Source organism: Mucilaginibacter antarcticus (genome assembly GCF_042686155.1).
GTDB lineage: Bacteria > Bacteroidota > Bacteroidia > Sphingobacteriales > Sphingobacteriaceae > Mucilaginibacter > Mucilaginibacter antarcticus.
The window spans coordinates 243580-264881 of the sequence record NZ_JBHUON010000001.1 but is presented as its reverse complement, the minus strand read 5'-3'; the positions used below and the strand labels follow the sequence as shown (position 1 = coordinate 264881).

The 21302-nt window shown below is 42.4% G+C and carries 20 protein-coding genes; 11 read left to right on the top strand and 9 right to left on the bottom strand.

Features of this window, described 5'->3' with window-relative positions; all coding sequences use genetic code 11:
- Window positions 1-30: 30 nt before the first annotated feature.
- From pyrH to ACFSYC_RS01100, 4 genes are all read left to right on the top strand, one after another.
- Complete coding sequence (gene pyrH / locus ACFSYC_RS01115) at window positions 31-735, top strand: UMP kinase (RefSeq protein WP_377122585.1); 705 nt, start codon at window positions 31-33, stop codon at window positions 733-735.
- A 119-nt stretch (window positions 736-854) separates the two neighbouring features.
- Complete coding sequence (locus ACFSYC_RS01110) at window positions 855-1355, top strand: lipocalin family protein (protein ID WP_377122582.1); 501 nt, start codon at window positions 855-857, stop codon at window positions 1353-1355.
- A 206-nt stretch (window positions 1356-1561) separates the two neighbouring features.
- The gene (gene frr, locus ACFSYC_RS01105; RefSeq protein ID WP_377122579.1) at window positions 1562-2125 is read left to right on the top strand and encodes a ribosome recycling factor; all 564 of its coding nucleotides are present in this window, start codon (window positions 1562-1564) and stop codon (window positions 2123-2125) included.
- A 73-nt stretch (window positions 2126-2198) separates the two neighbouring features.
- Complete coding sequence (locus tag ACFSYC_RS01100) at window positions 2199-3965, top strand: ABC transporter ATP-binding protein (RefSeq protein ID WP_377122576.1); 1767 nt, start codon at window positions 2199-2201, stop codon at window positions 3963-3965.
- A gap of 46 nt (window positions 3966-4011) precedes the next feature.
- On the opposite strand, the gene ACFSYC_RS01095 is transcribed toward ACFSYC_RS01100, so the two are convergent.
- The 5 genes from ACFSYC_RS01095 to ACFSYC_RS01075 all read right to left on the bottom strand — a co-directional run bounded on the left by ACFSYC_RS01095 (window position 4012) and on the right by ACFSYC_RS01075 (window position 9569).
- Window positions 4012-5334, bottom strand: a complete 1323-nt coding sequence (locus ACFSYC_RS01095; protein ID WP_377122573.1) for an MFS transporter — start codon at window positions 5332-5334, stop codon at window positions 4012-4014.
- A 74-nt stretch (window positions 5335-5408) separates the two neighbouring features.
- Window positions 5409-7517, bottom strand: coding sequence for an ATP-dependent DNA helicase RecG (recG, locus tag ACFSYC_RS01090; protein ID WP_377122570.1), 2109 nt, complete (start codon window positions 7515-7517; stop codon window positions 5409-5411).
- Window positions 7518-7530: 13 nt separating this feature from the next.
- Window positions 7531-7911, bottom strand: a complete 381-nt coding sequence (locus ACFSYC_RS01085; protein WP_377122567.1) for a RidA family protein — start codon at window positions 7909-7911, stop codon at window positions 7531-7533.
- 46 nt (window positions 7912-7957) lie between these two features.
- On the bottom strand, window positions 7958-8098 hold the full coding sequence (locus ACFSYC_RS01080; protein WP_377122564.1) for a DUF6728 family protein: 141 nt from the start codon (window positions 8096-8098) through the stop codon (window positions 7958-7960).
- A gap of 109 nt (window positions 8099-8207) precedes the next feature.
- Window positions 8208-9569, bottom strand: a complete 1362-nt coding sequence (locus ACFSYC_RS01075; RefSeq protein WP_377122561.1) for an OmpA family protein — start codon at window positions 9567-9569, stop codon at window positions 8208-8210.
- Between the two features lie 150 nt (window positions 9570-9719).
- Between ACFSYC_RS01075 and ACFSYC_RS01070 the strand changes: the two genes are divergently transcribed.
- Window positions 9720-11009, top strand: coding sequence for an aminopeptidase P family protein (locus ACFSYC_RS01070; RefSeq protein WP_377122558.1), 1290 nt, complete (start codon window positions 9720-9722; stop codon window positions 11007-11009).
- Between the two features lie 9 nt (window positions 11010-11018).
- Here the strand turns inward: ACFSYC_RS01070 and meaB are convergent, their stop codons facing one another.
- Complete coding sequence (gene meaB / locus ACFSYC_RS01065) at window positions 11019-11906, bottom strand: methylmalonyl Co-A mutase-associated GTPase MeaB (RefSeq protein ID WP_377122555.1); 888 nt, start codon at window positions 11904-11906, stop codon at window positions 11019-11021.
- Window positions 11907-11963: 57 nt separating this feature from the next.
- Window positions 11964-12572, bottom strand: coding sequence for a hypothetical protein (locus ACFSYC_RS01060; protein ID WP_377122552.1), 609 nt, complete (start codon window positions 12570-12572; stop codon window positions 11964-11966).
- Between the two features lie 144 nt (window positions 12573-12716).
- Here ACFSYC_RS01060 and ACFSYC_RS01055 point away from each other — a divergent pair, with 144 nt between their 5' ends.
- Genes ACFSYC_RS01055 through ACFSYC_RS01030 form a run of 6 tightly spaced genes read left to right on the top strand, consistent with a single transcriptional unit; the run spans window position 12717 to window position 19360 of the window.
- Window positions 12717-13604: a glycosyltransferase family 2 protein gene (locus ACFSYC_RS01055; RefSeq protein WP_377122549.1), complete on the top strand. Its 888-nt coding sequence runs from the start codon at window positions 12717-12719 to the stop codon at window positions 13602-13604.
- 47 nt (window positions 13605-13651) lie between these two features.
- Window positions 13652-14590 carry a glycosyltransferase family 2 protein gene (locus tag ACFSYC_RS01050; RefSeq protein ID WP_377122546.1) on the top strand — a complete coding sequence of 313 codons (939 nt, stop codon included), beginning with the start codon at window positions 13652-13654 and terminating at the stop codon, window positions 14588-14590.
- Window positions 14591-15349: a glycosyltransferase gene (locus ACFSYC_RS01045; RefSeq protein WP_377122543.1), complete on the top strand. Its 759-nt coding sequence runs from the start codon at window positions 14591-14593 to the stop codon at window positions 15347-15349.
- A gap of 1 nt (window position 15350) precedes the next feature.
- The gene (locus ACFSYC_RS01040) at window positions 15351-16493 is read left to right on the top strand and encodes a glycosyltransferase family 9 protein (RefSeq protein WP_377122540.1); all 1143 of its coding nucleotides are present in this window, start codon (window positions 15351-15353) and stop codon (window positions 16491-16493) included.
- 53 nt (window positions 16494-16546) lie between these two features.
- Window positions 16547-18373 carry an ABC transporter ATP-binding protein gene (locus ACFSYC_RS01035; protein ID WP_377122537.1) on the top strand — a complete coding sequence of 609 codons (1827 nt, stop codon included), beginning with the start codon at window positions 16547-16549 and terminating at the stop codon, window positions 18371-18373.
- A gap of 24 nt (window positions 18374-18397) precedes the next feature.
- Window positions 18398-19360, top strand: a complete 963-nt coding sequence (locus ACFSYC_RS01030; protein ID WP_377122534.1) for a nucleotide-diphospho-sugar transferase — start codon at window positions 18398-18400, stop codon at window positions 19358-19360.
- A gap of 65 nt (window positions 19361-19425) precedes the next feature.
- Here the strand turns inward: ACFSYC_RS01030 and ACFSYC_RS01025 are convergent, their stop codons facing one another.
- Complete coding sequence (locus ACFSYC_RS01025) at window positions 19426-20496, bottom strand: acyltransferase family protein (RefSeq protein ID WP_377122531.1); 1071 nt, start codon at window positions 20494-20496, stop codon at window positions 19426-19428.
- A 106-nt stretch (window positions 20497-20602) separates the two neighbouring features.
- Complete coding sequence (locus tag ACFSYC_RS01020) at window positions 20603-21235, bottom strand: porin family protein (RefSeq protein ID WP_377122528.1); 633 nt, start codon at window positions 21233-21235, stop codon at window positions 20603-20605.
- Window positions 21236-21302: the final 67 nt, after the last annotated feature.

Here is a 21302-nt window from a genome sequence, read left to right as displayed (position 1 = left end):
TTGCATATTTTTGATAAATCCACATCATTCATGAAATACAAAAGATTATTACTAAAACTTAGCGGCGAGTCCCTAATGGGCGACAAGCAATACGGTATTGACAACAAGCAGGTATTGCAATATGCGCAGGATATAAAAAGTGTTCATGAGCAAGGCATTGAGATAGCTATTGTTGTTGGCGGTGGTAATATTTTTAGAGGACTGAGTGCCGAAAAATCGGGTATGGACCGTGCGCAGGCGGATTATATGGGCATGCTGGCAACAGTAATTAACTGCATGGCCCTGCAAAACGCTTTAGAAACCGTTGGCGTAGAAACCCGTTTACAATCGGCCATTAAAATGGAACAGATTTGCGAGCCTTATATCCGCCGCCGTGCTATGCACCATTTAGAGTGCGGTAAAATAGTAATTTTTGGTGCCGGTACAGGTAACCCGTACTTTACAACTGATACTGCAGCGTCTTTACGCGCTATAGAAATACAAGCCGACGTGGTATTAAAAGGTACCCGAGTGGACGGTATTTACACCGCCGACCCGGAGAAGGACCCAACTGCTACCCGCTTTGACGAGATATCTTTCCAGGAAGTTTACGACAAAGGCTTAAATGTAATGGACATGACCGCCATTACCCTTTGCCAGGAAAACAAGCTGCCTATCATAGTATTTGATATGAACAAAGAAGGCAATTTTATGAAAATTGCCCAGGGCGAGCCTATCGGGACGTTGGTGAAATAAGTTAGTGATTAAAGGTTGTAGATTAGTTTTTCTATCCTACAACCCACAGGATTACCAAAGTCCGTTATATAAAATCTTCATAACAGTTAGGTGCGTATCTAGAACATACGCCTACTGTTATGAAGATTTTTTGTTTAATATCGCTTTCTGTTTTTACAACATTTGCTGCAATCCCTAATAAGCCCGTTGATAAAGTTGACGTGAGCCGCTTTGCGGGTAAATGGTACTCTTTATCTTCCATCCCCACAGCGTTTGATAAAGGCACCCGCGAAACCACCACTACCTATACCCTTAATACCTATGGTTACTTTAGCGTGATAACCACCGCTAAAAAAGATGACAACGAGGTGCACACCTATAAATCAAAGCTCTTCCCGGACGCCAAGCAAAACAATGCCGAAATGAAAGCTCAGTTTATTTGGCCCTTTAAGGTTGATTATTGGGTGATTGACCTGGCGAAAGATTACTCGTATGTGGTAGTGGGGCACCCCGAGCATAAGTTTTTATTCATCATGAGTCGCAAGCCGGCCCTTGATAAAAAGCTATATGATGGATTAGTTGCCAAATGCAAGGCTATGGGTTATCCGGTAGAGAAATTGACGTCGCAGCATCATGACTGATTTATACTGCCGCATAGCTAACCAATATCTTTTTTACCAGGAGCATTTAATTTCCGCGGTTTTGCAATGGTAACTGGCTGACAGGAAAAATACAAGACGCAACATTTTGCGTCTTTTTTAGTTTATACCGGCAATATGGGCAGGTATATTATATTTGCTTAACCTATTTCACAGATTTTACTATTTTTGTCAAAAATCATATTACAATGAGCGAACTCATTAAAAAACAAGTTACCGACGCTAAGGCTGCAATGGACCGTGCAATTGACCACGCAGATAATGAGCTGAATAAAATACGTGCAGGTAAGGCCAGTCCTTCAATGCTTGACGATATATATGTTGATTACTACGGTACATCAACCCCGTTAAGCCAGGTTGGTACGGTAAATACACCCGACGCCCGTACTATTGTGGTACAACCATGGGAAAAATCATTGTTAACCGCTATCGAGAAAGCCATTATGGAGGCTAACCTTGGGGTTAACCCGCAAAATGATGGTGTGATTATTCGCATTAACGTGCCGCCTTTAACAGAAGAACGCCGCCGCGATTTGGTAAAGAAAGCCAAAGGCGAAGCCGAACATGGCAAAATTGCTATCCGTAACGTGCGTAAAGACGCTAACGAGAAGATCCGCAAGCTAAAAACTGAAGGTGTATCAGAGGACGAAATGAAAGTCGGCGAAGCCGAAGTCCAAAAATTGACAGATGCTTATATCATTAAAGTTGACCAGCTTACCGAAGCTAAAGAAAAAGATATCATGACGGTTTAATATTAACCTGATTGTCAAATTAGAGGGGATGAGCTTAATAGCCATTCCCTTTTTTTATTTTTGATCCTGTTATATGAAAATACTCTTATCCTATTTAAAAAATCATCGTTGGACAGTTGTTCTGGCCTTATTATTAGCTGGCATCAATATTGGTTTTTCATTACTTGATCCGCTTATCACCGGTAAATTACTCGATAATTATATCCTTCCTAAAGATAGCGCTCTTTACACCTACGAATATCGGTTGCATGGGGCGCTGGTACTCATCGGTTTGGCTATAGGCGCCGCTATGATATCGCGCATAGCTAAAAACTTTCAAGATTACTTTACAAATATTATTGTACTTAAAACCGGCGCTCAGATGTATAGCGATGGTTTGCGTCATTCGCTTGAACTGCCTTACCAGGTATTTGAAGATCAGCGTAGCGGCGAAACGCTGGGTATTTTACAAAAAGTTAGGATCGATTGCGAAAAATTCATCACATCTTTTATCAGCGTGTTGTTTGTGAGTGTGGTGGGTATTGGGTTCGTTATCATTTACTCGCTTAAAATAAACTACCAGGTTACGCTCGTATATTTTGCCTCGATGCCTATTATTGCGATAGTAAGTACGCTGCTAAGCCGCCGGATAAAAAAAATTCAAGGGGCCATTGTTAAAGAAACCACGGCTTTGGCCGGCTCAACTACCGAATCGTTACGAAATATTGAGCTGGTAAAAAGCTTAGGACTTGCTAAACAAGAAATAGAACGGCTCAATAAAACCACCTACAAAATTCTTGATCTTGAATTAAAGAAAGTGAAGTTTGTACGGAGTATGAGCTTTATTCAAGGCACAGTAGTAAACCTTGTGCGCAGTGCCATGATCGTTGTGTTGCTGATGCTCATATTTAAGCACACGCTAACTACCGGTAATTACATACAATTTTTGTTCTATTCGTTTTTCTTGTTTAACCCTTTGCAGGAAATTGGTAACGTAGTGCAATCATGGCGCGAGGCGCAGATTTCACTTGCCAACTTTGAATCTATTTTGAACACGCCGATAGACAAAAAGCCAGAAAAACCTGTACTGGTTGAAAAGATCGCCAAGTTAACTTTTAATGATGTTACCTTTAAGCACCTTACAGCAAATCGTAACGCGCTGAACCATATTAGCTTTGAAACTAATACCGGCGAAACCATCGCATTTGTTGGCCCTTCCGGCTCAGGTAAAACTACTCTGGTAAAATTATTGGTTGGCTTGTATCAGCCTTTAGGAGGTGACATCGCTTACAACGGCATTGCCAGTAAAGAAATAGACTTGGATCAACTGCGCGAAAAGATTGGTTTTGTAACCCAGGATACGCAATTGTTTTCGGGCACTATCCGCGAGAACTTGTTATTTGTGCGCCCGGATGCTACGGATGAGGAATGTTTGGATGTGCTGCAGCGTGCCGCCTGTCAAACCCTGATGGGCCGTGCCAGCAATGGATTGGATACCGCAATTGGCGAGGGTGGTGTAAAGGTTTCAGGTGGCGAAAAGCAGCGGCTGTCTATCGCACGTGCTTTACTGCGTAGGCCTGATTTGTTGGTATTTGATGAGGCAACATCATCTTTAGACTCATTAACCGAGGAAGAGATCACTGAAACCATTAAAGATGTATCAGAGTTTAATAATCATATCACCATACTAATAGCGCACCGCTTATCAACCATAATGCACGCCGACAGGATTTACGTGCTGGAGAAAGGCCGAATTATTGAAGCCGGCAAGCATAGTGACCTGTTAGATCAAAAAGGCCTGTACTACGCCATGTGGAGACAGCAAATAGGCGAGAAATTTACTGTTGAGGTAGAAGACTAACTGTACTAAACTCACAACGGTTGGCAGCCGATTTGCTTCTTGCTTGTTATGCTGTAACTTCTTCTTTAACTTCTGGCCCGGTTATTTGATTTAAGGATAGTGGAATTAACCTGCTGCTTTTAATATAAGTAACGCCGACTATCAGCAAGGTCATGCTGCCGCCAAACAAAACAGCTGGTACCGTGCCCAAAAACTTAGCTGCCATACCCGATTCAAAATCGCCGATTTCGTTAGACGAACTCAGGAACATAGAATTAACTGCCGATACCCGGCCACGCATATGATCAGGCGTAAGTAATTGCATTAAAGTACCCCGAATGATGACACTTACGCTATCAAAGGCGCCCTGTGCAAATAGAAAGAAAAGTGTAAGGTAAAAGCTTTGCGATAAACCAAACCCAATAATAGCTAAACCAAAACCAGCCACCGCGATCAGTAAATTGCGCCACGGGCGACCCATAGGTGAAAAGCGGATCATGATAACCATAGTAATAGCAGCGCCTAAGGATGCGGCCATACGCATCAGTCCGAGGCCTTCTGCGCCTACTCTTAATATATCCAGGGCAAATACAGGTAACAGGGCAACAACGCCGCCAAATAGCACCGAAAATAGATCCAGGCTCATGGCATATAGCATGATCTTATTTTTAAAAACGAAATTGATCCCTTCTGAAAGGCTTTTCCAAATGTTTTCTTTAGGTACAAATACAGGCGGAAACATGGGTAAACGGTATACAAGTGTTAGCGCTATCAGCAGAAATAGGAGCACAATGCCAAAGGTAGCTGTTATACCACTAGTGCCGGGGATAATATGGCCTGCAAAGGCATAAGCAAAGCCGGCGGTCATAGGCCCTAAAATAGATGCGGCTTGCCAGGTTGAGCTGCTCCAGGTGCTGGCATTAGGGTACACCTCGCGCGGTACACTATGGGCATAGATGGTAAAAGCGGCCGGACCATAAAACGCACGAACGACGCCGTTGCAAAATATCATGGCATATAAAACCGGCAGTATCCAATGCGCGCCGATGTATGCCCGCATGCTATCCAGCGTAACGGTAAACATCATTATAGCGGCAAAGATGGCCCCGGCATACACTAATAGAAGCATCTTGCGTTTTTCGTATTTATCGGCAATATAGCCCCCGTAAAGCGCTATAGTTATGGCAGGGATAGCCTCTGCCAAACCGACAAAAGCCAGCGCCACCTTACTATGTGTTGTCTGGTATACATAAAAGCCCAACACCGTGGTTTGCATTTGATAAGCAAAGGTGAAGAAAAAGCGAATGCCCAGGTATGAGCGGAATTGTTTATACCGTAAAGCTAAAAACGGATCGGGTTTTTGTTGTAATTGACTATCAGAATCGCTCATATACACAAAACTACAAATAGTGGCTTAACCAATTTTGTTTATTTGAAATTAAGACAGCAGGCCGACAAAGATGTTTAAGAAATTTTATTCCAGCTTAAGCCCGCGTTCTTATCCTGAAAGGCCATATTTAACACCTGGTGTTCAGGTGCGGCCAGTTGCGGATCTACCGCGAAGATGTCTTCTACACATTTACGGCAGAGCATCAGTAGTTCCTGGTCGGTAGTCAAATCGGATACTTTCAAATCCAGCAAACCGCTTTGTTGGGTGCCTTCAATATTGCCAGGGCCGCGTAGCTGCAGGTCGGTTTCGGCTATCTCAAAGCCATTGTTGGTTTTAACCATCGTATTTAGGCGAATACGGCCATCGGCGCTGAGTTTATCCTTGCTCATGAGGATACAATAGGATTGTTCTGCACCCCGCCCCACGCGGCCTCGCAGCTGGTGTAATTGCGATAGTCCAAAACGCTCGGCATTCTCAATAATCATCACCGAAGCGTTTGGAACATTTACGCCAACCTCAATCACTGTAGTGGCCACCATGATCTGCGTTTCGCCGCGCACAAAGCGCTGCATTTCGTATTCCTTTTCTTCAGCTTTTATCTTGCCATAAACAACGCTTATGCGGTACTGCGGTAAGGGGAACTCGCGTGATATGGTTTCAAAGCCATCCATCAGGTTTTTAAGGTCAAGCTTTTCACTCTCCTGTATCAACGGATAAACGATATAGATCTGCCGGCCTTTGGCAATCTCCTCCTTCATTAAGCCAAACATCCGCAGGCGGCTCGACTCATATAGATGAACCGTTTTGATTGGCTTGCGCCCGGCCGGTAGTTCGTCAATTACAGATACGTCAAGGTCGCCGTACAAAGTCATAGCCAGGGTACGGGGAATAGGCGTAGCTGTCATCACCAACACATGCGGTGGGATCACATTTTTGCGCCATAATTTTGAGCGCTGCTCTACACCAAAGCGATGCTGCTCGTCAATTACCACCATGCCCAGGTTTTGGTACTGTACCTTATCTTCAATAAGGGCATGGGTGCCTATTAATATTTTAAGCTCGCCATTCTCTAGTTTTTGGTGGATGATCTTGCGGTCCTTAGTTTTTACCGAGCCCGTAAGCAGGGCAACTTCAATAAAGCCATCACCAACTAAGCTTTTTATGGTTTGATAATGCTGTGATGCCAGTATCTCAGTTGGTGCCATAATACAAGTCTGAAAGCCGTTATCAATAGCTATCAGCATACTCATTAACGCCACCACGGTTTTGCCGCTGCCAACGTCGCCTTGCAGCAGGCGGTTCATCTGCACCCCGCGCTGTGTATCCTGACGTATTTCCTTTAGTACGCGCTTTTGTGCATTAGTAAGCTCGAAAGGGAGTTTGTGGGCATAAAACTCGTTAAAAAACGGGCCTACCTTATCAAAAATGGCGCCTTTAAACTTTTGGGTATGTAGTACTTTGTTTTTAAGCAGCTTGAGCTGCAACAAAAAAAGCTCCTCAAATTTAAGTCGATGCCGGGCTTCGGCAAGTTTGTTGGCATCTTCGGGGAAGTGGAAATTGCGGTAGGCATCCGCTCGCGCCATCAACTTAAATTTATTGACGATGTATAGCGGCAGGTTCTCGGTAATCTCGCGGGCAAACTGATCTAACAAGCCGACTACGAGCTTTTGTATGCCTTTGCTGTCTAAAGTAAACTGTTTAAGTTTTTCGGTAGAACTGTATACCGGCTGCAGGGTTAGATTACCCTTGCGCTGTGCCGCTTCTGACCCATACAGATCAAACTCCGGGTGCGACATTTGTGCCTTGCCGTTGAATGATCCCGGCTTACCAAACAGGATGTAAGCTTTGCCTGCGGTAAGGTTTTTTTCAACCCATTTAATGCCTTGAAACCATACGAGCTCCATTACGCCGGTATCGTCTTGTACCTGCGCCACCAGGCGTTTGGTATGTTTTTCGCCTAGGATTTCCTTGCGGGTTACGCGGGCAATAACCTGTACATACGGCAGGTCATCTTGTACATCCTTTATTTTATAAAACCTTGTACGGTCAATATGTCTGAAAGGGAAATGCTGTAGCAAATCTCCAAGCGTTTTAACACCCAGCTCTTTTTTAAGTACCTCGGCACGCGCGGTGCCAACGCCTTTTAAATATTCAACAGGTGTTTGAAATGGCTGACCGTTCAAGGGATTATTATCCTTAGGCTTTAACCGCTATTACAGAAATTTCAACACTAACGCCTTTAGGCAGGGCAGATACCTGCACAGTTTCGCGCGCCGGGAAATTATCTTCGAAATAGGAGCCGTAAGCTTCGTTAACCTCGGCAAAATCTGCCATATTGGTTAAAAAAATGCTGCTTTTAACAATATGGGTAAAATCAGCTTTAGCGGCAGCTAGTATGGCGCCAATGTTTTCCATTACTAAATGCGTGGCGGCGGCAATGTTGTCGGTAACCAGCTCACCGGTATACGGATGCAAAGGTATCTGGCCTGATACAAATATGGTGTTACCGGCCTGTATTGCCTGGTTGTATGGGCCAATGGGAGCAGGCGCGTCTTCGGTTTTGATTACTTTTTTCATTTTAGATAAGCGTATTGTGGCAGCTAAAGCTACCGGTGATTAATATTTACTTCAAGATGAACCAGTCAATTAATTTCCAGGTAATCCCTAGCAGGAACATAATAATAGCAATAGCATTAATGGTATGCATTGCTCTTAGGTTAAAACTGGTGGGCCTGTTTGGATCTTTCTTACGGAAAAAGTACATGCTTCAAATTTACTGCATTTCTGATCTGAAATTGCAGGAGCAAATATAGCTAAACAAAAAAGGCTCCCCAAATTGGAGAGCCTTTATATGCATTAACTGATTTCAAAAATTATCTTTTGAAAGAAACACGACGGTTCATTACACGTCCTTCTTCAGTTGAGTTGTCAGCAAGTGGGTTAGTTTCGCCGTAACCTTTAGTTTTAAGGTTTTTAGCGTCAACACCAGAGTTAACTAAGTAAGTTTTTACAGAGTTAGCACGATCTTTTGACAATGATAAGTTGTGAGCAGCAGTACCTTCAGATGAAGCGTAACCACCGATTTCAACTTTAGCACCGTTTGCACGTAAGTCAGCAGAAGTAGCATCTAATACTGGGTAAGATGAAGTTCTTAATACTGAGCTATCAAATTCAAACTGGATGTTGCTATAAGCCTCACCAGTTGCACCAGCAGCAGCAGCTTCAGCTACTTTAGGGAATACGATAGGGCAACCTGAACCATCAACTACAGTACCTGCAGGAGTGTTAGGGCATTTGTCAAATTGATCAGCAACACCGTCACCGTCAGAATCTTTTTTCAAGTCGTTAACAGCGTTTTCAACGTTAGTAACACGGCCTTTCAATGCTTCAACTTCTTTACGTAAAGTTTCGTCGTAAAGTTCGTCATACATCATAGCCACCGGGTTAACCCATTGTAAGTTTGGTTTTGAAGCACCACCTAAAGTGAACTCTAAACCAGCATAACCGTAAGAGTAATGATCTTTAGTAGGGTGTGCTCTGTTTACACCGTCAAATACATCACCATCGATGAAGTTTTCGTTGTAACCTAAGTTCAAGCCAACAACATCAGACAATTTGAATTTAACACCTACACCTACAGGGATTACTAAGTTAGTAACTCTGTGTGGGTTTGTGTTAGTTGCACTTGCAGTGTTGTAAGTTGCAGAAACGGTAGTTGGGTAACCTGGAGTGGTTGCACCGTAAACGGTTGGGTTAAAGTTAATTAAACCAGCACCTGCACTTATTAAGAAGTTTACAGAATTTTCGCGACGTAAAAAGTCGATAGTAGCTACGTTAACAACACCGCTAATAGTACCTTGCATGTAAGGAGTTGAAAATTTGATGTATCTGTTACCAGTAACACCATCACCAACATAACCTGCATTGCCTGCAGTACCTTGTACTTTACCACCGTTTAAATCAAGGCGTAAAGCAAAAGAGTGCGCAAGTTGTTTTTTCAATGAAGCACCGAAGCCTAAGCTAACAATGTTGCCATTAAAATCGGCTGCCTGACCAGTTGCCATAGTTGTTGAAGTAGCGCCAACGTTGATACCCAGATCCCAGGTACTGTACTGACCCGCGCCACCAAACACTTTGGCAGCAGGTTTAGCCGCATCCTGCGCGTTAACAGCAGCAACTGCCATTAATGAAGCTACAGATAGAGCGACTGTTTTTTTTAATGTAGAATAGTTCATAGTTTTAAGATTAAACAATGTTTTAATTGTGATTTTTTCCAAAAATAGTAATTATGTTTGAAACGGTTACCAATAACTGTTCCAAAATTATATTTATAACACAAAGAAATGAAAAATGTTCTATAAGTAGTACAAATAATAATGAATACTATGAAATATTTACCTATCGAAAATAATTTATTTAGAAATAATAGAAAAAATTTCGTTTTACGAATTAAATCCAACGCTGCGGCTATTTTTCACGCTAATGATGAGTTTCCACGTAGTGGCGATCAGGCATTTATATTTAAACAAAACGCCGATTTTTTTTACCTGACAGGTATAGACCAGGAGCAGAGCATATTGCTTTTGTATCCGGATTGTCCTAATTCTGTATACAAAGAAGTACTGTTTTTAAGACAAACCGATGAGTACATTGCCGTTTGGGAAGGACACAAGTACACTAAGGAGGAAGCCCGCGCAGTATCGGGGATACAAAATGTCTATTGGTTAAGCGATTATCAAAATATACTGCATAGCATTATTAACTATGCTGATAATATATATATCAACACAAACGAGAATGATCGTGCCAGTTTTACCGTACCATACCGCGATTTGCGGATGCTGGAAGAATTGAAGGCGAAATATCCCCTGCATAATTACGAGCGCTCGGCACCTATTATGCGAGATCTGCGCGCTGTGAAATCTGATATAGAAGTGCAATTAACCCAAAAAGCCATTAGTATTACTAATGATGCTTTTAAGCGTGTGCTTAAGTTTACCAAACCGGGCGTCACTGAGTATGAGATAGAAGCAGAGATCATCCACGAGTTTATCCGTCAGCGTGCTACAGGGCATGCTTATAGCCCAATCATTGCGTCGGGCAAAAACGCTATTGTATTACATTATATAGATAACAACCAGGTTTGTAATGATGGCGATGTAATACTATTTGATTTTGGCGCCGAGTACGGTAACTATAATGCCGACATGAGCCGATCAATACCGGTTAGCGGCCGTTTTACCAAACGCCAGCGCGACGTATATAATGCTGTACTGCGTGTAATGAACGCGGCCAAAGAAATGTTGGTAGAAGGCACCGTCTGGAATGACTATCATGACGAAGTTGGCAAGGTGATGACGGGCGAGCTGATTGATCTTGGCCTGTTAACTAAACATGATGTTGAAAAGCAAGACGCTAAGATGCCGGCTTATAAGAAATACTTTATGCACGGCACATCGCACCACTTGGGTATTGATGTGCATGATTTTGCCAGTCGCTACAAACCTTTCGAAGCGGGAAACCTGCTTACCTGCGAACCCGGTATTTATATCCCGGCCGAAAATCTGGGTATCAGGTTAGAAAATAATATCCTGATTACCAAGGGAGGCAATATCGACCTGATGGCCGATATCCCGTTAGAGGCTGATCATATAGAGGAGATCATGAATTCGTAAGATTCGGATTTAGTATTGCGTCTCTACAAAACTATACAAGTTAAACCCACCATCATTTAAAGCTGCAGCAATATCTTGTTGCAGCTTTTTTTTGTCTACGCCCGCCATGCGTTTTTGCTGAATTAGACGATAGGCTTTTTCGGCCAGTAAAAACTCTTTGCGGGTATTTGCGGTAGTTTTAGCTGTTGATATAAAGGCGCTTATTTGCTCAATCCCTTCGCCGGTAGTAGCTGTGATTTTAAATACTGGTGTTTCCGCGCCTTCTTTTTGATGAATGATCTTTTTAAGATTGTTGGCAAACAGGTCGGCATGGTCACGGTCGGCCTTGTTAATGATAAAGGCGTCTGCAATTTCCATCAAACCCGATTTAATGTTCTGTATCTCGTCGCCCGACTCGGGCACCAACACCACAAAAGTAATATCGGCCAGGCCCGCTATTTCAATTTCTGATTGGCCCACGCCTACGGTTTCTATCAGCACATAATCAAATCCGGCGGCTCGCAATACATCCGTCATCTCAATCGTTTTTGCTGAAAGCCCCCCTAATGATCCCCGGGTAGCTAGCGACCGTATAAAAACATCCGGATGGTTAAAGTGACTGCTCATGCGGATCCTGTCGCCTAGTAAAGAACCAAAGTTAAATGGCGAGGTTGGATCAATAGCCAATACGGCCACTTTGCTTCCGTTGCTAACTAATTGCCCAATCAGGCTGTTTACCAAAGTGCTTTTGCCGGCACCGGGTGGGCCGGTTATACCTATAATAGGCGTGGCTTTGGTAAACTGAAGACCCTTTAATAAGGTGTCAGCACCGGGCAAGTCATTCTCAACAATGGTAAGCGCCCGCGCAACCGATTTAAAATCAGTAACGGTGGGTTGTATGTTGCTGGCTGCCTGCATAGTTATAAAGGAACAAAAATAACGTCAAGATGAGGACCAATATTAAACAGCTTTGGTTTATTCGTCTGTTTTATCAGATATATCTCTGATCATCTGGTCAAGTTCGCCGGCACTCTGGGTGAGCATTTTACAAAGCTGACTCGAGCGTTCATCGGTCAAGTCTTGTTCAATTAGCGCTGTGAGCGCAATAATATTAGCCAAGGGCTTACGCACCAGGTGCGATTGTATAAAGCCAATTTCGTTTAGTTGGGTATGGGCAGTATTTAACCTGCTGCGCGTGTCTACAAATTCTGTGATGTTATAACCAACGCAAAATATCCCTTCAGGTTGGCCGTTGTCGTCAAAGATGGCCTGCATTTCCCATTGGGTGGTTACAAAGCCGCCGTGACCGTTATGTTTGCGCAAAGTGGCCGAAAAAAGCTGACCCGGAGCATTGAAACATTGCATTCCTGCTTTTTCGCAAATGATAATATCTTCGGGGTGTAGCGTTACACTGAAATGTCTACCCAATAAGGTGCTATCGGTAAACTCAAAATTGCGGTCGTAATTCTTGCTAACGTAAGAGTAACAACTATCCATCCCAATGGCAATGGTGTAGAAAAAAAACGACTCTTTAAGAAAATGATTGATTTGCGGAGAATGATGCATTGCTACCCTGATTTTCAAATATAACAATTATTGTCTACAAAGGGTTAGACATACGCGCGATAGTTAGGTTATTGGCTAAAAACCACTTACTGTCCTATTACATTATATAAGCGCTTAAAACCGGCAGATAACTATATTTGTGCTTTGAACTAAAAACGCTTAATGAAAGTAGCCGGTTTTACCTTTATCCGCAACGCGGTAAAAAACGATTATCCCATTGTTGAAGCTATTACATCTGTATTGCCTTTGTGTGATGAGTTTGTGGTGGCTGTTGGCAATAGCGATGATGAAACCGAGCAGTTAGTGCGCGATATCAAGTCGCCCAAAATAAAGATCGTCAACACTGTTTGGGACGAATCTATACGCGACGGGGGGGCTGTATTCGCAGCCGAAACTGATAAGGCTTTTGCCGCCATCTCGTTCGATGTAGATTGGGCCTTTTATATACAGGGCGATGAATGCGTACATGAAAAATACCATGATACGGTACAGCGGGAGTTACAGCAAGCTTTAAACAACCCCGCTATAGACGGTTTGCTGTTTAAGTACCTGCACTTTTATGGATCGTATGATTATTACGGTCATTCGCGCAGGTGGTATCGCCGCGAGATCAGGATCATCAGGAACAATAAAGACATACACTCGTACCGCGACGCGCAGGGATTTAGATGGGCCGACAACCACAAACTTAATGTAAAGCTGATAGACGCCTATATATATCATTACGGCTGGGTAAAGCCGCCGGGCGGGCTTGCAAACAAGCTGCGCAACTTTAACCAGTTTTATCATGACGATGAGTGGATGGCCCAAAACCTGCCCGAAAGCTTTACGTTTGATTACGGCCATAAAAACCCAGATAGGCTGTTACGTTTTGACGGCACACACCCCGCGGTAATGCAAAAGCGTTTGGCAGCTACCAGTTGGAAACTTGATATAGATTTGCAAACCCTACGCAAACAAATGCCATTTAGGCGCAAGGTTTTGCAAAAAATAGAAGATATTACCGGTTGGCGCGTAAGCGAGTACCGTAATTACAAACTGGTAAAATAAAGCGTGACTACTAAAAAGACATTCAAGCAGAATACATGTTTAAAAGTATGATACAGCAGCCACTGGTTTCTATAGCTTTATGTACTTACAACGGCGCGCCGTATTTGCGGCAGCAGTTAGATACGCTGGTTGGCCAAACGTACAGTAATATAGAGTTAATTGTAGTTGATGATTGCTCTACCGATGGTACTGTTACAATACTTCAAGAATACGCGTCCAACCATCCGCAGCTTAAACTGCATCATAATCTAAGTAACCTGGGTTATGTAAAAAACTTCGAAAAAGCCATATCATTAACGCAGGGTGAATTAATTGCCCTGGCCGACCAGGATGATATTTGGGATACGGATAAGATTAGGTTGATGGTGGAAGGTATTGCCGACAATATTATGCTGTACCATGATTCGGAGTTTACTGACGAGCAAGAGCAGCCTCTAAATAAAAAGGTAACTGACGTCAGGAACTTTTACGCTGGGAACGATTCGCGTGTTTTTCTATTCGAGAATTGTGTATCGGGCCATAGCATCTTATTTAAGCGCGAGCTGGTTAGTTACCTTACAGGTTTTAATAAAGTGATTATACATGACTGGTGGCTGGCTTATATTGCCTGCAACGTGGGGAGCATTGGTTATCTGCCGCAGGCTTTAGTACAATATCGCCAGCATCAAAAGGCCAGTACCAATATATTACGACAGGACAGGGGCCAGGCTAAAAAGAAAAACAAGGGATTGGAGAAAATTGAGAACCAGTATAACATTACCCGCGAATTTGCCGCTTATCCGCATAATAACCATAACGAGTTTAAGCAGAAGCTATTTAGGCTGATGGAAGACAGGATGCAAAATTATTTCGCGTTCGGCTTGGTGTGGTTCATGTTTATTAACAGGGATACCTTATTGTATATTCAGAAAAAATCGTCCGTAAGTAAGTTTAATTTTATAATTAAGCAGGTGTGGGGCTATAAATTTAAAAAGCTATTTGGGTAAATGACAGAAGGCGGCAAACGGTTAACCGGCGGGAACAACACCTCGCCAAAGATTACTATTATAACAGTGGTGTTAAACGCTGCTGCGCTATTGCCGGGCTATCTTGAAAATGTAACCCGTTTTTTGAGTGATGATATAGAACTGGTTATTCTTGATGGTGCCAGTACCGACGGTACCATCGACCTGTTAAAACAACATCCGAATAGCATAAGCTACTGGGCCAGTAAACCTGATGGTGGTATCTACGACGCCATGAACCAGGCTGTTAAATATGCCCGAGGCCAATGGGTTTATTTTTTAGGAGTGGATGATACCTTGCTGGAGGATTTTAAAGACGTTCCGGCGCTTTTGAATAATGCGTCAACGGTTTACTATGCCAATGTGGTTTATTATGGCCAGCCTTTTTATAAGGTGTATGATGACTATTATTTAACCAAACTAAATTTTATACACCAAGCGCTATTTTACCCTAAGGGGGTTTTTGAAAGCTACCAGTACGATACCCAATATAAGGTATATGCCGACTATCACCTTAACCTTCGTTTATGGAAAGATACGGCTTACCAATTTGAACACCTGGATAAGCTAATGGCCAGTTTCTCAGAAGGCGGATTTTCATCTACGGTTAAAGACCAGTTGTTTGAAAGCCAACGCGATCAATTATTTAAACAATACCTGAAGCCTGCCTCATACTACCGTTACCTTAACCGTACCATAGGATTATTGGGTGCATTAAAGCGTTTTATACTGAATAAATAATATGGCACAAAACCGAAATATGTTCAGGCTTACCCGTTTCACCCTGCTTAAATTGCCGTGGCTGTTCAGGTTTTTCGCAAAGTTTAGGCAGTCGCAAAAACGGCTGTTAATTATTAAGACGGATGCTATTGGTGATTATATCCTCTTCCGAAATTTTATAGAAGAGGTAAAGACATCTGTTCAATACTGCGATTATAAAATGGATATTTTGGGGAACCCGCTTTGGAAAGACCTTGCCGCGCAATATGATGCGCCTTTTGTAAATCAGTTTATATTCACCAAGGCCGAAAGTTTGTATGATAAACCGCTGGATACCCTTAAACTTGCCTGGCAGTTATTTAGCAATAATTATGGCGTGGTTTTGCAGCCCAGCTACTCGCGCACGCTAATCAACGACGGCCTGGCAGGGTTGACCGCGGCGAAGCAGATTATTGGTTTTGCCAGTGATACCGAGCGCATGTTGCCTAAATATAAAGGCAAAACAGACAGCTTTTACACAAAACTATTGCCCTTGCCGCAGCAAATTTACTTTGAATTTGACCGCACAAAGTTTTTCTTCGAAAGCGTACTTGCGCAAAGCCTCGCCCTAAATGGTCCGTCCATTGGCGATTTTGGTGCCGATAAAAAAGGGATCGTTATTTTTCCCGGCGCAGGGATCATTAAACGCACCTGGGAAGCTGATAAATTTTTAGCATTGATAAAGCTGATCAGAGAGCAAACAGGCGACACTATTTATTTAGCAGGTGGCCCGGGCGAAGTTGTTATAGGCGATTTTATAGCGCAAAATTTACCGGCCGGGGCTATTACAAATCTTATTAATAAAACCACCTTGCCCGGCCTTGTGGATCTGATAGGCAAGGCATCGCTGATTATATCTAACGAAACCAGTGCCATCCATATCGCAGCGGCCACAAAAACTAATTGCGTGTGTATTTTGGGTGGCGGTCATTTTGAACGTTTCGCGCCTTATCCCTCACATATTATAAACAGGCCTGTTTGCGTTTACGAAAAAATGCCATGCTACTATTGTAATTGGCAATGTATTTTTAAAACGCTACCAACGGAGCCACATCCTTGCGTAGATATTGTAACACTGGCTGATGTATGGCAGGCTACCTTACCGCTATTGCCTGTCGCGCAGTAATGACAATAATTCTCATTATTTCATGTTAACTTTGCAGACTTTATAAATTTTTGATGAAGACATATTTCCGGTTATTATCATTTGCCAAGCCAATTGAAAAATTTGCTATTCCCTATATAATCTGCACTATAATTTACGTCTTGTTCAGCACTTTCACGCTTACCCTGTTGGCGCCATTGTTGCAAACCTTGTTTTCTAAAGACAATGCACCGGTTGTTGAGTTAGGCGTAAAACCCTCGGCGCTGGATTTTATGGCTACGTTTGAATACTATGTCAACTACATGCTTATCAACTACGGCAAGTTTGGCACTTTGAAAGTTGTATGTGGGGTAATCGTGGTGTCGGCATTGTTTAGTAACCTTTTCAGATACCTCTCGCAGCGTACCATGGAGAATTTACGGGTGCATACATTGCTTAATATCAGGCGTACTGTATTTAATAATGTGATGAACCTTCATTTAGGCTATTTTAATAATGAGCGCAAGGGCGACATCATCTCAAAAATTGCGTCGGATGTTCAGGTGGTTCAGTTTTCTGTAACCGGCACACTCCAGGTTATTTTTAAAGAACCGCTTACGTTAATAGCATATGTAATTTCGCTGTTCGCTATATCAGTTAATTTGACGTTGGTTTCGTTATTGGTTATCCCTGTAGCTGGGTTTGTTATAGCACGAATAGTTAAACGCCTGAAAGCCCAAGCTACCGCCATACACGAAACCTTTGGTAACATGATCAGTTATCTTGACGAATCTTTGTCGGGCATTAAAATCATTAAGGCGTTTAATGCCACCGGATACATTAAAGACAAATTCGATCGGGAAAACAGAATTTACTCCGGCATTGCTAAATCTATGGCGCGCCGGCAACAATTGGCTTCGCCGGTGTCTGAGTTTTTTGGGATAGCAATGATTGCCGGTATTGTGTTATATGGTGGCAGCTTGATTTTTGATAATGACAAGGACGCACTTACACCTGCACAGTTTATAACCTACATAGGTCTGTTTTCTCAGGTTATGCGTCCGGTTAAGGCCATTTCTGATTCATTCAGTAATATCCACTCAGGCATTGCCGCCGGCGAACGTGTACTGGCGCTGATAGATGAAAAGCCTTTAATACAAGATCTGCCTGATGCGGTTGCGTTAAATAGTTTTAACGAGGGTATCCACTTTAAAGATGTACACTTTGCTTACGGCGAAAGAGTAGTATTGGCCGGCCTTAACCTAACAATACCTAAGGGAAAAACGGTAGCCTTAGTTGGTCCATCAGGTGGTGGTAAATCCACTATGATGGATCTGATCCCAAGGTTTATGGACCCGCAGTCGGGCCAGATCGCTATTGATAATCATGATATCAAACACGTAACCGCCGACTCGTTAAGAAGCCTGATGGGAATAGTAAACCAGGAGTCTATCCTGTTTAATGATACCATCTACAACAACATTGCTTTTGGCAAACCCGACGCCACACCGGATGAAGTACAAGCTGCCGCACGCATTGCCAATGCTCATAATTTTATTGAAGAAACCGAGGATGGTTACAATACCAACATAGGCGACCGTGGTACTAAACTCTCGGGGGGGCAACGCCAGCGAATCTGTATTGCCCGTGCAGTATTGAGCAATCCGCCAATTATGTTGTTAGACGAAGCGACATCGGCATTGGACACCGAATCGGAAAAACTGGTACAGGATGCCTTGAATAACCTAATGCAAAACCGCACCTCACTTGTAATCGCCCACCGCTTAAGCACCATCCAAAATGCAGACGTTATTGTGGTACTTGAGGCGGGTAAAATAGTCGAGCAGGGCAAGCATCTTGAGCTTCTTAACAACAATGGCCTATACCGTAAGCTGATAGATATGCAGGCTTTCAGCGAGTAGGATACTGCTACATCAGATAAATATATGGATACCACAGAGCATCAATATCAAACATCGTCGCCCATTTTATTCATTATATTTAACAGGCATGATACTGCCTTGCAAGTGTTAGCAAAAATAAGAAAAGCCAAGCCCGAACGATTGTATATAGTTGCTGATGGACCACGTGATAATCGCGCCGACGAAGTAGAAAGATGTGCAGAAACCAAAGTTAAAGTATTAGCTGGCATAGATTGGCACTGCGAGCTACGAACGCTATTTTATGAAGAGAATATGGGCCCCAAGATGGCGATCTCTACCGCAATCAACTGGTTCTTTGAGCATGAGCCCGAAGGTATAATACTTGAACACGATTGCCTACCCGCTGATAGTTTTTTTAAGTTTTGCGACACCTTGCTTGAAAAATATAGATTTGATGAGCGCGTATGGCTGATATCAGGAAGTAACTTACTAAAAGGCCGGAGTTGGAACAACGCGACGTATTACTTTTCGCAACTTACCAATGGTTGGGGCTTTGCCACCTGGCGAAGATCATGGGTGCAATATGACCGCGACCTTACTAGCTATACCGAACAGGAAGCAGAGCAACAACTTAAAAAGATATTCACAGATCCGTTTATTGTTTATTGCTGGCTGGATATTTTCAAAAAAACAAAGTCAGGAGAGATTAATACCTGGGACTATCAGGCAGGCTTTGCTCATTTCTTTAATAATTGTGTTAACGTAGTGCCTAACAAAAACCTGGTAAGCAACATAGGTTTTGGGCAGCTTGCTGAGAACACTATGGACGCAAACAGCGTATTCTCAAACATTCCACTAGAAGAAATCACAGACATTGTACATCCTAAATTTATGGTGCCTGAGAAAGAGGCAGACCATCTTATTTTAACACGTGAGTTTAAGCCAATATTTGATTACTTAAAAAAGCATAATTCTTTAAGAAGACGATTTAAAAGATGGTTTTGGGCTATTGTGAGGGTCAAATGATTCTTTAAACCGAGTTATACTGAATTGAGGTTTTACTGATATGGCTTTTAGACAGCGTACATCTGTTAATTTCCTACTAGTCTTTTTAACCGGGAGTTGCTGATGAGTAAAACTATTATGAAGGTAAGCGCATAGCACGCTATAAACAGAGATAACCTATATAAAAGTGATAACGGAACAGAGAGGTTAGGTACGTCTATATGCAGATGACCAAATAACTCCGGCAATAAGAATATCAGTAGTATGTAGTGTATCAAATAGATGCCATACGTAGTTTGTCGCGGCTTTAACCAGCTGATGCGTTTAAAAGTTTTTATTCGCAGCAACAAGCCAAAAACTACCAGCGACAGCAATATGTTACTTATTCTCAAGGTGTTGAACGGATCTACGCTTTTGCCATGAAGTTGTGTTATTTCATAAATGCATAGCGAAAAGGAAATGATAAATAATATGATAAAGGTAAAATAAGAGGTGCGGCTAATAAGGGCCTCTATAGTAGTCCAATTTTTACGCATTTGTGCACCCAACCACAAAAAAAATACAAATCCTAAAATGGCGGTGGTATGTCTTGGGTCTACCCACTCAAAGTGTATGTTTACGACATAAAAAAAGGTAAATAAAAGCAATGATCCGCCTAAATAATAAGAATATAGGTATCTCCTAAACATCAGCAAAATGCTGATACTTATTAAAAAATTGATGATAAACCAATAGCTGGTGTATAAGTAAAGGGTTTTGATTTGCTCTAAGATGTTATGCAGGCTAAACCTGTTATCATGATAAATCCGTTCTGTGATTCGCAATGTTACCAGCATGGCTACTATGTAAATAAAGGTCCAAAATAGCCAAGGGCCAAAGGTGGTTGATACCCGCCTTTTTAAGTATTCGGTAGGCGAGTAATCTGCAAACTTTTCGCCTATCAAGAAACCGGCCAATAAAAAGAAGGAAATAGTTCCGAATTTGGTCAATTGTACCAGCACCAGATTCATCCAGTATTTGTCAGAATTATACGGAAATTGATATCCCCCGATGGTAATGCTGTGCTCTGCTACAATACTTATCATAGCTATGCCCCTTATCACATCTATGAATTCGTAGTTTTTTTTTACCGGGGCCGTGTTGACTAAATTTTGCATCAAGTGCAAATATAACAATGCTTATTTAATGGCTGTCAGAATAATTGAGCAACAAAAAAAGCCACCTGTTTAAGGCGGCCGTAGCGCTTAATGTTTATTAGATCAGTTAAATATTTACTCCGAAACCAAACTGCCATGCTTGCATACGGTAGGTTGGCGTTGTTGGATTGCCATTTTGAGATGTCGAATTTAAATCAAAAGCGTAACGTCCGTGCAAGCTAAGGGTTCTGCTAACATCAACACCGACGCCCGCAACCCCTTGTAGCCGAATATTTGAGCCTCCATATTGGTATGAGCTACGATCCCCGGATGAAAAATTCTGATTAAACTGGCTGCTGTTTGATATCAGGTAAGATACCTGAGGGCCTAAATAGAAGTTTATTGCACCATTTGATCTAAATTTAGCTAACACAGGGACATCAATTGATTGCGAACGCTGGGTATAACTACCTGAGGGGGTATTGGCAGAAAAGCCTTTTTGTGTAAATAGTACCGCAGGTACAATTGAAACAGTATAGTTAACCGGGAAATCAATGTTTACGCCGGCGGTAAAACCTGCAATGTTTGATGTGGTGAAATTTGAACCTGTACTTGCGCTTGAAAGGTTACCGCTTAACTGCACACCAAATTTGGTTTCAAAATAGCTATCGTAATCAGCGCGGGCATTGTTGAAGTATGTTTGAGCTTTAACAGATACTGACGTAAGGATTATGGCGGCTAAAATGATAAGTCTTTTCATGGGAGTAAAAAATTTATAGTCCTTGTAATATCCTTTTACTTTAAAAAGTACAACCGATAGCTGTGGT